Below are 13,066 nucleotides of genomic sequence, written 5' to 3'. Positions count from 1 at the left end.
GTCAGGCTCCGCAGGCAGCCGCGAGCAGCGCGTCGTAGCGGTGCTGCGCGCGCAGGATCGCGTCGCAGACTTCGCGCACCGCGCCGTGGCCGCCGCGGGCCTCGGCCACCCAGTGCGCGCGGGCGATCACCTCGGGGTGCGCGTTGGCCGGCGCGGCCGCGAAGCCGCAGCGCAGCAGCACCGGCAGGTCGGGCCAGTCGTCGCCCATGTAGCCGCATGCGTCGGCGCCGATGTCGAGCGACGCGATCAGGTCGGCGAACACGGTGAGCTTGTTCTCGACACCCTGGAACAGATGCGCGATCTTCATTTCCTTCGCGCGCGCCGCGACGATCTCCGAGCGACGGCCGGTGATGATCGCGGTCGCGATGCCGGCCTCGCCGAGCAGCTTCACGCCATGGCCGTCGAGCGAATTGAACGACTTCATCGCGTCGCCGGCCGCGGTAAACAGCAGGCCGCCGTCGGTCAGCACGCCGTCGACGTCGAAAATCATCAGCTTCACGCGGCTCGCGCGTTCGGCCGCAGTCAGCGCTGCGCTCATCAGATCACCTTCTTCGAAAACAGGTCGTGCATGTTCAGCGCGCCGATCAGCGCGCCGTCGGCATCGACCACCAGCATCTGGTTGATCCGGTGGCGCTCCATCAGTTCCACGGCCTCGACCGCGAGATGTTCGGGGCCGATCGTACGCGGTTCGCGCGTCATCACGTCGACGATCGGCAGCGTGCGGAAATCGCCTTCGCGCGCGAGCACGCGGCGCAGGTCGCCGTCGGTGAAGATACCGGCCACGCGGCCGTCGGCGTCGACCACGGCCGTCATGCCCAGCCGTTTCGCGGTGATCTGGAACAGCGCGTCCGACAGCGTGGCGTCGAGCCCGACGCGCGGCACGTCGTCGCCCGAGCGCATCACGTCGCGCACATGGGTGAGCAGGCGCCGGCCGAGCGCACCGCCCGGATGCGAGCGCGCGAAATCCTCGGAGCCGAAGCCGCGCGCGTCGAGCACCGCGACGGCGAGCGCGTCGCCGAGCGCCAGCGCGGCGGTCGTGCTCGCGGTGGGGGCGAGGTTCAGCGGGCACGCTTCCTTCGACACCGCGGCATTCAGGTTCACGTCGGCGAGCGTGCCGAGGCTCGATTCCGCGCGGCCCGTGATCGCGATCAGCTTCGCGCCAATCCGCTTGACGAGCGGCAGGATCGCGACGAGCTCTTCCGACTCGCCGGAATAGGAGATGCCGATGAAGACGTCGTCCGACGTGACCATGCCGAGGTCGCCGTGGCTGGCCTCGGCCGGGTGGACGAAGAAGGCCGGCGTGCCGGTGCTCGCCAGCGTCGCCGCGATCTTGCGGGCGATATGCCCCGATTTGCCGATGCCGGATACCACGACACGCCCGCGGCAGCCGAGCAGCAGCGCGACGGCCTGCACGAAGTCGCCGTCGAGCTGGTCGCGCAGCGCGCGCACGGCGTCCGCCTCGATGTCGAGCACGTCGCGGGCGAGCGCGAGCGCCCGGTCATCATTGATTTTCGCTATCATGCGCGGAGTATAGCAAAGGCGTTTGTTCGCCGCGCCGCGCCTTCGGACTCGTCCGAGGTCGCTTGCCCCCCGCCACCACCCGCGCCCGCATTGCCGTGGCCCCGACGAACGAGGACGCTTTGCCCGTGATTTCCCCGCTCGAAATGACCCTGCTGCTGCTGCTGGCCTCGGTGGTGGGCGTCGTCGTCTTTCGCTCGTTGAACCTGCCGCCGATGCTCGGCTACCTGACCGTCGGCATCCTGGTTGGCCCGCACTCATTCGGTATCGCCGCGGACCTCGAGCGGGCCGAGCACCTCGCGGAATTCGGCGTGGTATTCCTGATGTTCTCGATCGGCCTCGAATTCTCGCTCGCGAAGCTGAGGGCGATGCAGCGGCTCGTGTTCGGGCTCGGGCTGCTGCAGGTGGTCGGGACGCTCGTGCTCGCGGTCGCGCTCGGCGCGCTGTTCGAGCGCTGGGTGCACATCACGTGGCAGGGCAGCGTCGCGCTCGGCGGCGCGCTCGCGATGTCGTCGACGGCGATCGTGTCGAAGATGCTCGCCGAGCGGCTCGAGATCGAGACCGAGCACGGCCGCAACATCTTCGGCGTGCTGCTGTTCCAGGATCTCGCGGTGGTGCCGCTGCTGATCGTGATCGCCGCGTTCGGCGCGGAGTCGTCCAAGGATCTCGCGATCACGCTCGGCTTCGCGGCGGTCAAGATCGTGATCGCGCTCGCGCTGCTGCTGATCGTCGGCCAGCGCTTCATGACGCGCTGGCTCAACGTCGTCGCGCGGCGCCGCTCGCAGGAACTGTTCGTGCTGAACCTGCTGCTCATCACGCTCGGTGCCGCCTTCATCACCGACCGCTTCGGCCTGTCGCTCGCGCTCGGAGCGTTCATCGCGGGGATGCTGATCTCCGAGACGCCGTTCCGTCATCAGGTGGAGGAGGACATCAAGCCGTTTCGCGACGTGCTGCTCGGGCTGTTCTTCGTGACGACCGGGATGCTGCTCGATCCGAGCGTGATCTGGGAGCACCCGTTGCTCGTGCTGGGCTTCTTCGTCGGCCAGATCCTGTTCAAGGGAACGATGATCGCGGGGCTCGCGCGCCTCTTCGGCGCGACGCCGGGCGTCGCGATGCGCACCGGCATCGGGCTCGCGCAGGCCGGCGAATTCGGCTTCGTGCTGCTGAACCTGATCCTCGATCGGCATCTCGTCGATTCGACGCTGTTGCAGGCGATCCTCGCGTCGATGCTGCTGTCGATGCTTGCCGCGCCGTTCCTGATCCAGAACGCCGACCGGATCGTGATGCGGTTGTCGTCGACGGAATGGATGCAGCAGTCGCTGCAGATGACGCGGATCGCGACGCAAAGCCTCAAGCAGCGCGGCCACGTGATCATCTGCGGCTACGGCCGCGCGGGCCAGAACCTGGCGCGCATGCTCGAGCAGGAAGGCATTTCGTACGTCGCGCTGGACCTCGATCCCGATCGCGTGAGCGCGGCCGCGACGGCCGGCGAATCGGTCGTGTTCGGCGATGCGGCGCGTCGCGAGTCGCTGGTCGCGGCCGGTATCCATCGCGCGGCGGCCGTCGCGATCACGTATGCGAACACGCCGTCCGCGCTGCGCGTGCTGCACCACGTGCACGAGCTGGAGCCGACGCTGCCGGCGATCGTGCGCACGGTCGACGACGCCGATCTCGAGAAACTGCTCGCGGCCGGCGCGACCGAGGTGATTCCGGAGATCGTCGAGGGCAGCCTGATGCTCGCGTCGCACACACTGGTGCTGGTCGGCGTGCCGATGCGCAAGGTCGTGCGGCGCGTCGAGGAGATGCGCGACGAGCGCTACCGGCTGCTGCGCGGCTATTTCCACGGCGCGGACGACGCGGACGACGACGATCACGAGCAGGTGCGGCTACAATCGGTGCCGGTCGACGCGCGCGCGGACGCGGTCGGGCGCTCGCTGGAGGAGCTCGGGCTGTATGCGCTCGGGCTGGAAGTCACGGCGATCCGCCGGCACGGGATCCGCGGCGTCGAACCCGACCCGCTGACCAAGCTGCGCGCGAGCGACATCGTCGTGCTGCGCGGGCTGCCCGAGGCGCTCGCGCTCGCGGAGGAGCGGCTGTCGCGCCATCGGCGCGAGCCGCCGGTCGCGGTCGCCTGAGTCACGATTTCGTTGACCTGACCCGTATTGATTCGAAACGGTGCCCGATCTTCGCGCACCGTTTTTTTCGGAGAGTTTCATGCCGCATTCGTCGTCGGGCGCACCGCTCGATCCGGTCGCCTTCATCCACAGCCAGATCCGCACCGTGCCCGACTGGCCGCAGCCGGGCGTCATGTTCCGCGACATTACGACGCTGCTGCAGAGCCCGAAGGCGCTGCGCATCCTCGTCGACCTGTTCGTCGAACGCTATGTCGATGCGAAGCTCGACTACGTCGCGGGGCTCGACGCGCGCGGCTTCATCATCGCGCCGATCGTCGCGTACGAGCTGAGCGTCGGTTTCGTGCCGATCCGCAAGGTCGGCAAGCTGCCGTACAAGACGCGCTCGGAATCCTACGATCTCGAATACGGCAGCGCGACGGTCGAGATCCACGAGGACGCGTGCCGCCCCGGCGACCGCGTGATCATCATGGACGACCTGATCGCGACCGGCGGCACGATGATGGCGGGGCGCAACCTGCTGCAGCGGCTCGGCGCAGTCGTCGTCGAGGGCGCGGCGATCATCGACCTGCCCGATCTCGGCGGCTCGACGCTGCTGCGCAATGCGGGGCTGCCCGTCTATACCGTCACCGAATTCCCCGGCCACTGAACGCCGGCCCACGCCGCGAGGTCACGATGCCCAACTTCATGCTGTTTCTCGCCACGTCGATCGCGATCACGTTCGCGCCCGGTCCCGACAACCTGCAGGTGCTCGCACGCGGCATCTCGCAGGGCCGCGCGGCCGGCTTCGTCGCGGCGCTCGGCTTCACGGCCGGGATCCTGTTCCATACGACGCTCGCGGCGCTCGGCGTCGCGGCCGTGCTGCGCTCGTCGCCGGTCGCCTTCCAGGCGCTGAAGCTCGCGGGCGCGGCGTACCTCGTGTGGATCGGCATCAAGGCGCTGCGCAGCCAGGGCCTCGCGAATGCGCATGCGCGTGCGCCGCAGCCGCTTCGCGCGATCTTCCGGCAGAGCGTGATCGGCAACCTGATGAACCCGAAGGTCACGCTGTTCTTCGTCGTGTTCCTGCCGCAGTTCGTCGATCCGCACGGCGCGCAGGGCGTGACGCTGCAGATGTTCGAGCTCGGCGCGCTGTTCATGCTGCAGACGGCCGCGATCTTCTCGCTGTTCGGCATCAGTGCGGGCGCGATCGGCGCATGGCTGAAGCGCCGTCCGAAGGCCGGCGTGTGGCTCGACCGCATTGCCGGCGCGACCTTCATCGCGATCGGTATCCGCGTCGCGCTGAAGGACTGAACCCGATGACGTTTCCGTGCATTGCGGCCGCGCGCCGCTTCGATCCGCTCGCGCACCTGCGTTTCGAGATCGCGGGCGAGCAGGTCGGCTGGGTGCGTCGCCGCGACGTCGCGAAGCTCGAGCGCTGGCCCGACGTGTTCGAGCTGACCGACGAGCGTGTCGTGCTGTCGGCGCGCTATGACACGGTCGATGCGCGCAGCATGGCGCTCGCGAGCGCGATCGGCGCGCTGGCGGCCGAAGGCGCGATTCCCGGCTGGCGCGACGAGATCTATGCGATCCGCAACCGCTTCGACGATCCGCCGCTCGCGTATATCGAGCGCGCCGCGTCGCGTTTTTTCGGCACGCAGACTTATGCGGTGCACCTGAACGGCATCGTAGAATATGCGGCTGCGCCGGGTTCGCCCGCCGCGCCGCAGATGTGGCTCGGCCGCCGCAGCGCGACCAAGGCCACCGACCCCGGCATGCTCGACAACGTCGTCGCGGGCGGCATCGGCTGGGGCTTGGGCGTTCACGAGACGCTCACGAAGGAATGCTGGGAAGAGGCCGGCATGCCGGCCGAACTGGCGGCGCGCGCGATCGCGGGCCGGGCGGTGCAGGTGCTGTGCTCGCTGCCGGAAGGCACGCAGTCCGAACTGATCTTCGTGTACGACCTGCCGCTGCCGCGCGACTTCGCGCCGCACAACCAGGACGGCGAAGTGGCCGAGCACCTGCTGGCCGGCGTGCCCGAGGTGATCGGCTGGTTGCGCGAAGGCCGCGCGACGGTGGATGCGAGCCTCGCGATGCTCGACACGCTGCTGCGCCACCGCTGGCTCGCGGCGGCCGACGCGGCGGGCATCGACGCGCTGTTCGCGCCGGCCGCGTAACGCGCCGAACGGCCTATTTGACGAATACCGAAACGAAGGGAGTAGCGGTCATGTCGACCGATCACAGCTTTATCTTGAAACTGTCGTGCCCCGACCGGCACGGCATCGTTCACGCGGTCTCGGGCTTCCTGTTCGAGCGCAGCAACAACATTCTCGACTCGGCGCAGTTCGGCGACAGCCGCACCGGCGAGTTCTTCATGCGCGTGCACTTCGAGCAGGATGCCGACGGCGCGGATGCCGCGTCGGCGCTCGACACGCTTCGCCAGGAATTCGCGCCGCTCGCCGAGCAGTTCGCGATGCGCTGGGAGCTGCACGACGCGGCCGTGAAGCCGCGCGTCGTGATCATGGTGTCGAAGATCGGTCACTGCCTGAACGACCTGCTGTTTCGCTACCGCACCGGCCAGCTGCCGATCGAGATCCCGGCGATCGTGTCGAACCACAAGGAGTTCTACCAGCTCGCCGCGAGCTACAACATCCCGTTTCATCACTTCCCGCTCGTGGGCGGCTCGTCCGATGCGGCGAAGGCCGCGCAGGAAGCGCGCGTGCTGGAAGTGATCGACGAGCACCGGGCCGATCTCGTCGTGCTCGCGCGCTACATGCAGATCCTGTCGCCGAACATGTGCCAGCAGCTCGCCGGCCGCGCGATCAACATCCATCATTCGTTCCTGCCGAGCTTCAAGGGCGCGAAGCCGTATTACCAGGCGTTCGACCGTGGCGTGAAGCTGATCGGCGCGACCGCGCACTACGTGACGACCGATCTCGACGAAGGCCCGATCATCGAGCAGGAAGTCGAGCGCGTCGACCACAGCATGACGCCCGACCAGCTCACCGCGATCGGCCGCGACGTCGAGTGCGTGACGCTCGCGCGTGCGGTGAAGTGGCACGTCGAGCACCGGATCGTGCTGAACGGGACGAAGACCGTCGTGTTCCGCTGATCGGCGGTTCGCGTCGGCCGTCGGCCGTCAGCCGGCCTGCAAGTAACAACGCCGCGCCCTGGATGGGGCGCGGCGTTTTTTTGTCGCGTGATGCGCGGCGCGTCAGATCAGCCGCAGCATGTACAGCTCGCGCTTCAGGTACGCATAGAAGATCGGCGCGGCGATCACGCCCGGCAGCCCGAACGCGGCTTCCATGATCAGCATCGCGAGCAGCAGCTCCCACGCGCGCGACTCGATCTGGCCGCCGATGATCTTCGCGTTCAGGAAGTATTCGAGCTTGTGGATCACGACGAGGAACGCGAGCGATGCGATCGCGGTGCCCATGCTGACCGACAGCGACACTGCGACGATCAGCGTGTTCGAGATCAGGTTGCCGATCACCGGCAGCAGCCCGACGATGAACGTGACGAGCACGAGTGTTTTGGACAACGGCAGCCGCTGGTGGAAGATCGGCAGCGCGACGAGCAGGTAGATGCCGGTGAAGGCCGCGTTGATCGCCGAGATCTTGATCTGCGCGAACACGATCCGGCGGAACGATTCGGCGAAGCGCGACACGCGCGTGACGAGCGCGGTCGACAGCGGCCGGCGCACCTTGCCGTGCTCGACGCCGATCGCAATCATCGCGCCAATGATCATCCCGAACAGCACATGGCCGAAGCCGCGCGCGACGCTCTTGCCGCCTTGCTGGAGCTGATCCATGTGCGAGTGCATCAGCAGCGCCGCCTTGGTTTTCATCTGTTCGACGTCGACGGGCAGCAGGTTCGCGATCCAGGCCGGCGTGCGGGCGCGCGTCTGCTCGACGATCTGCATCAGCTGGCCGAGCAGGCTCTGCAGGTTGGGCACCGTGTGCTCGAAGTGATCGATGATGCCGATCGTCAGGCCCGTGAGCCCGCCGACGATCGCGATCGACAGCAGCACGACGGAGACCCAGCGCGCGCGCATGCTCGTCGTGTGGCGTTCGATCACCGGGGCGATCGTGTGGATCAGCTGATAGACCAGCAGGCCGGCCAGCAGCCCGCCCAGCAGCTTGAGTTCGATGACGAGCACCATCGAGACGAGGGCGAACAGATAGCTGCCGACCTCGATCGCCGAGAGCTTGGGCAGGCTGAAGTCGCTCGTCAGCCGCACGCTGCGCAGGTGGGGCTCGCGGCTCTGCGCGTCGCGCGACTCTTGTTGCTTCTCCATCGTGGATTCCTGTCGTTCGTGTGTCGCGCCGCGCGGTGGGCGGCAGGACGGTGCTCGCCCGGCGTCGCACCGGATTGGTGCGGATAGCGAACCTTACGACCGTAAAGTATAGCTGCCATTATGGTCTGTCACGGGACAGTTTGGCTCGTGGTGTAAACGCAGAAGGGAAAACCGCACAAGGGAAAACGAGGAGACCGGCGCCGCGGCGAGCGCCGGCAGGGCGCGGCCGGGGCAGCCGCGCGCGGGAACGGAAGCGCTCAGCCGGCCGCCGCCTTGCGGGGCGAACGCTTGAGCAGCGGCGCGAGGTACTTGCCGGTGAAGCTCGCCTTGGTCTTCGCGACCTCCTCGGGCGTGCCCTGCGCGATGATCTGGCCGCCGCCGGCGCCGCCTTCGGGGCCGAGGTCGATCACCCAGTCGGCCGTCTTGATCACGTCGAGATTGTGCTCGATGATCACGACCGTGTTGCCCTGGTCGCGCAACCGGTGAATCACCTCGAGCAGCAGCGCGATGTCGTGGAAGTGCAGGCCGGTGGTCGGCTCATCCAGGATGTACAGCGTGCGGCCCGTGTCACGCTTCGACAGCTCCAGCGACAGCTTCACGCGCTGCGCCTCCCCGCCCGACAGCGTCGTGGCCGACTGGCCGAGGCGGATGTAGCCGAGGCCGACGTCGAGCAGCGTCTTCAGCTTGCGGGCGATCACCGGCACCGCGCTGAAGAATTCGTACGCCTGTTCGACCGTCATGTCGAGCACTTCGCTGATGTTCTTGCCCTTGTAATGCACTTCGAGCGTTTCGCGGTTGTAGCGCTTGCCGTGGCACACGTCGCACGGCACGTAGACGTCCGGCAGGAAGTGCATCTCGACCTTCAGCACGCCGTCGCCCTGGCACGACTCGCAGCGGCCGCCCTTCACGTTGAACGAGAAGCGGCCCGGATCGTAGCCGCGCTCCTTCGCGGTCGGCACGCCCGAGAACAGCTCGCGGATCGGGGTGAACAGGCCCGTGTAGGTGGCCGGGTTCGAGCGCGGCGTGCGGCCGATCGGCGACTGGTCGACGTTGATCACCTTGTCGAAGTGCTCGAGGCCCTCGATGGCCTCGTGCGGCGCCGGCTCGGCCGACGAGCCGTACAGGTGGCGCGCGACCGCGTGATACAGCGTGTCGTTGATCAGCGTCGACTTGCCGGAACCCGACACGCCGGTGATGCAGGTCAGGAGCCCGACCGGCAACTCGAGGTCGACGTGTTTCAGGTTGTTGCCGTGCGCGTCGACGATGCGCAGCATCCGCTCGGGATCGGGCGCGAGCCGCTCGTCCGGATACTCGATCGTGCGCTTGCCGACCAGATACTGGCCCGTCAGCGACTGCGGGTTCGACTGCACCTGCTTCGGCGTGCCTTCGGCGACCACCACGCCGCCGTGCTCGCCCGCGCCGGGGCCCATGTCGACGACGTAGTCGGCCGTGCGGATCATGTCCTCGTCGTGCTCGACGACGATCACCGAGTTGCCGAGGTCGCGCAGGTGCTTGAGCGTCGCGATCAGGCGGTCGTTGTCGCGCTGGTGCAGGCCGATCGACGGCTCGTCGAGCACGTACATCACGCCGGTCAGGCCCGAGCCGATCTGCGATGCGAGCCGGATCCGCTGCGCCTCGCCGCCGGACAGCGTCTCGGCGCTGCGCTCGAGCGACAGGTAGTCGAGGCCGACGTTGTTCAGGAAGGTCAGGCGCGCGACGATTTCCTGGATCACCTTGTCGGCGATCTCGCGTTTCGCGCCGTCGAGCGACAGGCCGGCGAAATAGCCGAGCGCGTCGCGCAGCGGCCAGCCGCTGATTTCATAGATGCCGCGCGCGTAGTCGCCCGCGCCGACCCGCACGTGGCGCGCCTCGCGGCGCAGCCGCGTGCCTTCGCACGACGGGCACGGCTGGTTGTTCTGGTACTTCGCGAGTTCTTCGCGCACCGCGACCGAATCGGTCTCGCGGTAGCGGCGCTCGAGGTTCGGGATAATCCCTTCGAACACGTGCTCGCGGATCGTCGTGCGGCCGCGCTCGTTGATGTACGAGAACGGGATCGTCTGCTTGCCCGAACCGAACAGCAGCACCTTGCGGATCTTTTCCGGCAGGTCCTCGAACGCGGCGTCGATGTCGAATTCGTAGAACGCCGCGAGGCTCTGCAGCATCTGGAAGTAGAACTGGTTGCGGCGGTCCCAGCCCTTCACGGCGCCCGCGGCGAGCGACAGCGACGGGTGCGCGACGACCCGCTTCGGGTCGAAGAACGTGATCTGGCCGAGGCCATCGCATTCCGGGCACGCGCCCATCGGGTTGTTGAACGAGAACAGGCGCGGCTCGAGTTCCTGCAGCGAGTACGAGCAGATCGGGCACGCGAACTTCGAGCTGAACAGGTGCTCGTGGTCGGTATCCATCTCGAGCGCGATCGCGCGGCCGTCGGCGAGGCGCAGCGCGGTCTCGAACGATTCCGCGAGGCGCTGCTTCATGTCCGGGCGCACCTTCAGGCGGTCGACGACGACGTCGATCGTGTGCTTGTCGTTCTTCTTGAGCTTCGGCAGCGACTCGACCTCGTAGATCTTCGCGACGCCTTCGTTCGCGGTGCCGCCGCCCGAGCGCACGCGAAAGCGCACGAAGCCCTGCGCCTGCATGTCCTCGAACAGCTCGGCGTGCTCTCCCTTGCGGTTCGCGACGACGGGCGCGAGGATCATCAGCTTGGTTTCCTCGGGCAGCGCGAGCGCCGCGTCGACCATCTGCGACACGCTCTGCGCCTCGAGCGGGATGTCGTGGTCGGGGCAGTACGGCGTGCCGACACGTGCGAACAAAAGTCGCAGGTAGTCGTGGATCTCGGTGACCGTGCCGACGGTCGAACGCGGGTTGTGGGATGTCGCCTTCTGCTCGATCGAGATCGCGGGCGACAGGCCCTCGATCAGGTCGACATCGGGTTTCTCCATCAACTGCAGGAACTGGCGGGCGTATGCGGACAGGCTTTCGACGTAGCGGCGCTGGCCCTCTGCATAAAGGGTGTCGAACGCGAGCGACGACTTGCCCGACCCGGACAACCCGGTAATCACGATCAGCTTGTGCCGCGGCAGGTCGAGATTGACGTTTTTCAGGTTGTGGGTGCGTGCCCCACGGATACGGATCTGTTCCATGAACCTGGCGAAAATGGAGGGAACCAAACCTGCTACTATAACGGCTTTTCGAGGCCGTCGTTGGGGGCCCCCAGCCTTTGCAGCAACTGGCAGCAAGGCGGTGCCCACGCCGGGGAAGCGGCCGCGCCGCACGGCTTCGGGCGGCCCGCAGGCTGCCCGTGGGACGTCCCGGAAAGCGCCTGCCAGGCCTGCCGGGCCGGTGGCCCTGATCTTCCGCCGCCCGCCACCGGGCGGACATTCCGATCATTCGAAATTCATTCCCGATGTCCAATCCGTCCGCCACGTCTTCCCGCATGAGTGCGCCCGAACTGCGCGCGACCACGTCGCTCGCGGCGATCTTCGCGCTGCGCATGCTCGGCCTGTTCATGATCATGCCGGTGTTCTCGGTCTACGCGAAAACCATCCCGGGCGGCGACAACGTGCTGCTCGTCGGCATCGCGCTCGGGGCCTATGGCGTCACGCAGTCGCTGTTCTACATTTTTTACGGGTGGGCGTCCGACAAGTTCGGCCGCAAGCCGGTGATCGCCACGGGCCTCGTGATCTTCGCGCTCGGCAGCTTCGTCGCCGCGTTCGCGCACGACATCACGTGGATCATCGTCGGTCGCGTGATCCAGGGGATGGGCGCCGTGTCGTCCGCGGTGCTCGCGTTCATCGCCGACCTGACCTCCGAGCAGAACCGCACGAAGGCGATGGCGATGGTCGGCGGCTCGATCGGCGTGTCGTTCGCGGTCGCGATCGTCGGCGCGCCGATCGTCTTCCACTGGGTCGGGATGAGCGGGCTGTTCGCGATCGTCGGCGTGCTGTCGATCCTCGCGATCGGCGTCGTCGTGTGGATCGTGCCCGACGCGGCGAAGCCCGTGCACGTGCCGGCGCCGTTCGCCGAGGTGCTGCACAACGGCGAGCTGCTGCGCCTGAACTTCGGCGTGCTCGTGCTGCACGCGACGCAGACGGCGCTGTTCCTCGTCGTGCCGCGCCTGCTGGTCGACGGCGGGCTGCCGGTCGCCGCGCACTGGAAGATCTACCTGCCGGTGATGGGGCTCGCGTTCGTGATGATGGTCCCGGCGATCATCGTCGCGGAAAAACGGGGCAAGATGAAGCCGGTGCTGCTCGGCGGGATTCTCGCTATCCTGATCGGCCAATTGTTGCTCGGCAGCGCACCGCATACCATCCTGATTGTGGCGGCGATCCTGTTCGTGTACTTCCTCGGCTTCAACATCCTGGAAGCATCGCAGCCGTCGCTCGTGTCGAAGCTCGCGCCCGGTTCGCGCAAGGGCGCGGCCACCGGTGTCTACAACACCACGCAATCGATCGGGCTCGCGCTCGGCGGCATCGTGGGCGGCTGGCTGCTGAAGCATGGCGGCGCGAACACCGTCTTCTATGCGTGTTCTGGGCTCGTGGCGGCGTGGCTTATAATCGCGGCCAGCATGAAAGCGCCGCCGCGCAAGGCCTGAACCTACTTTTCGGACACGCACGGGCGGCGCTCGCCGGCTTGTCCGGCGGGCCGCTCCGACGTCTTTCGCGGGCGGCCCGGCATCGAATTTACTGGAGAAACACATGGCATCCGTCAACAAGGTCATCCTCGTCGGCAATCTCGGCGCCGATCCTGAAGTCCGTTACCTGCCGAGCGGCGACGCGGTTGCGAACATCCGTCTCGCGACGACCGATCGCTACAAGGACAAGGCAAGCGGCGATTTCAAGGAAATGACCGAGTGGCACCGCGTGGCGTTCTTCGGCCGTCTCGCCGAAATCGTCAGCGAATACCTGAAGAAGGGCTCGTCGGTCTATATCGAAGGCCGCATCCGCACGCGCAAGTGGCAGGGCCAGGACGGCCAGGATCGCTACTCGACCGAAATCGTCGCCGACCAGATGCAGATGCTCGGCGGCCGTGGCGGCGCGGGCGGCGGCGGTGGTGGCGGTGACGAAGGCGGTTACGGCGGCGGCTACGGTGGTGGCGGCGGCGGCGGTCGCGGCGGCGAGCAGATGGAGCGCGGCGGTGGCGG

Annotated in this window: 11 protein-coding genes; 7 read left to right on the top strand and 4 right to left on the bottom strand. The window is 67.5% G+C overall.

Annotated elements, in window-relative coordinates; all coding sequences use genetic code 11:
- Position 1: 1 nt before the first annotated feature.
- Positions 2 to 538: an HAD family hydrolase gene (locus F3J14_RS15830; RefSeq protein ID WP_166723798.1), complete on the bottom strand. Its 537-nt coding sequence runs from the start codon at positions 536 to 538 to the stop codon at positions 2 to 4.
- Positions 538 to 1,521: an arabinose 5-phosphate isomerase KdsD gene (gene kdsD / locus F3J14_RS15825; RefSeq protein WP_166723797.1), complete on the bottom strand. Its 984-nt coding sequence runs from the start codon at positions 1,519 to 1,521 to the stop codon at positions 538 to 540. Before kdsD ends, F3J14_RS15830 begins: the two co-directional genes overlap by 1 nt.
- Positions 1,522 to 1,646: 125 nt before the next feature.
- Between kdsD and F3J14_RS15820 the strand changes: the two genes are divergently transcribed.
- From F3J14_RS15820 to purU, 5 genes are all read left to right on the top strand, one after another.
- Positions 1,647 to 3,653: a monovalent cation:proton antiporter family protein gene (locus F3J14_RS15820; RefSeq protein ID WP_166723796.1), complete on the top strand. Its 2,007-nt coding sequence runs from the start codon at positions 1,647 to 1,649 to the stop codon at positions 3,651 to 3,653.
- A 79-nt stretch (positions 3,654 to 3,732) separates the two neighbouring features.
- Entirely contained in the window at positions 3,733 to 4,299 is a 567-nt protein-coding gene (locus tag F3J14_RS15815) for an adenine phosphoribosyltransferase (RefSeq protein WP_166723795.1), read from the top strand.
- A 26-nt stretch (positions 4,300 to 4,325) separates the two neighbouring features.
- A complete protein-coding gene (locus F3J14_RS15810; RefSeq protein ID WP_166723794.1) occupies positions 4,326 to 4,940 on the top strand; it encodes a LysE family translocator in 615 nt (204 codons plus the stop codon).
- Positions 4,941 to 4,945: 5 nt separating this feature from the next.
- Positions 4,946 to 5,803: a DUF4743 domain-containing protein gene (locus F3J14_RS15805; protein ID WP_166723793.1), complete on the top strand. Its 858-nt coding sequence runs from the start codon at positions 4,946 to 4,948 to the stop codon at positions 5,801 to 5,803.
- A gap of 50 nt (positions 5,804 to 5,853) precedes the next feature.
- Complete coding sequence (purU, locus tag F3J14_RS15800) at positions 5,854 to 6,738, top strand: formyltetrahydrofolate deformylase (protein WP_166723792.1); 885 nt, start codon at positions 5,854 to 5,856, stop codon at positions 6,736 to 6,738.
- Positions 6,739 to 6,840: 102 nt separating this feature from the next.
- Here purU and F3J14_RS15795 read toward each other — a convergent pair whose 3' ends face one another.
- Both F3J14_RS15795 and uvrA read right to left on the bottom strand, forming a co-directional pair.
- Positions 6,841 to 7,923, bottom strand: coding sequence for a hypothetical protein (locus tag F3J14_RS15795; protein ID WP_166723791.1), 1,083 nt, complete (start codon positions 7,921 to 7,923; stop codon positions 6,841 to 6,843).
- A gap of 257 nt (positions 7,924 to 8,180) precedes the next feature.
- Complete coding sequence (gene uvrA, locus F3J14_RS15790; protein WP_166723790.1) at positions 8,181 to 11,066, bottom strand: excinuclease ABC subunit UvrA; 2,886 nt, start codon at positions 11,064 to 11,066, stop codon at positions 8,181 to 8,183.
- Positions 11,067 to 11,329: 263 nt separating this feature from the next.
- Here uvrA and F3J14_RS15785 point away from each other — a divergent pair, with 263 nt between their 5' ends.
- Together F3J14_RS15785 and ssb are read left to right on the top strand one after the other, a co-directional pair.
- Positions 11,330 to 12,517, top strand: coding sequence for an MFS transporter (locus F3J14_RS15785; protein WP_043173922.1), 1,188 nt, complete (start codon positions 11,330 to 11,332; stop codon positions 12,515 to 12,517).
- 103 nt (positions 12,518 to 12,620) lie between these two features.
- A partial coding sequence (gene ssb, locus F3J14_RS15780) for a single-stranded DNA-binding protein (protein ID WP_166723789.1) occupies positions 12,621 to 13,066 on the top strand: 446 nt, incomplete at its 3' end.

Source organism: Burkholderia sp. Tr-862, assembly GCF_011753085.1.
Lineage (GTDB): Bacteria > Pseudomonadota > Gammaproteobacteria > Burkholderiales > Burkholderiaceae > Burkholderia > Burkholderia ambifaria.
The sequence above is the reverse complement of the archived record's forward strand: the minus strand, read 5'-3'. Positions and strand labels throughout refer to the sequence as shown.

Coding starts and splice junctions, on each gene's coding strand:
- F3J14_RS15795 (WP_166723791.1), bottom strand. CDS start 7,923: ATGGAGAAGCAACAAGAGTCGCGCGACGCGCAGAGCCGCGAGCCCCAC.
- uvrA (WP_166723790.1), bottom strand. CDS start 11,066: ATGGAACAGATCCGTATCCGTGGGGCACGCACCCACAACCTGAAAAAC.
- F3J14_RS15830 (WP_166723798.1), bottom strand. CDS start 538: ATGAGCGCAGCGCTGACTGCGGCCGAACGCGCGAGCCGCGTGAAGCTG.
- F3J14_RS15785 (WP_043173922.1), top strand. CDS start 11,330: ATGTCCAATCCGTCCGCCACGTCTTCCCGCATGAGTGCGCCCGAACTG.
- F3J14_RS15805 (WP_166723793.1), top strand. CDS start 4,946: ATGACGTTTCCGTGCATTGCGGCCGCGCGCCGCTTCGATCCGCTCGCG.
- kdsD (WP_166723797.1), bottom strand. CDS start 1,521: ATGATAGCGAAAATCAATGATGACCGGGCGCTCGCGCTCGCCCGCGAC.
- F3J14_RS15810 (WP_166723794.1), top strand. CDS start 4,326: ATGCCCAACTTCATGCTGTTTCTCGCCACGTCGATCGCGATCACGTTC.
- purU (WP_166723792.1), top strand. CDS start 5,854: ATGTCGACCGATCACAGCTTTATCTTGAAACTGTCGTGCCCCGACCGG.
- F3J14_RS15815 (WP_166723795.1), top strand. CDS start 3,733: ATGCCGCATTCGTCGTCGGGCGCACCGCTCGATCCGGTCGCCTTCATC.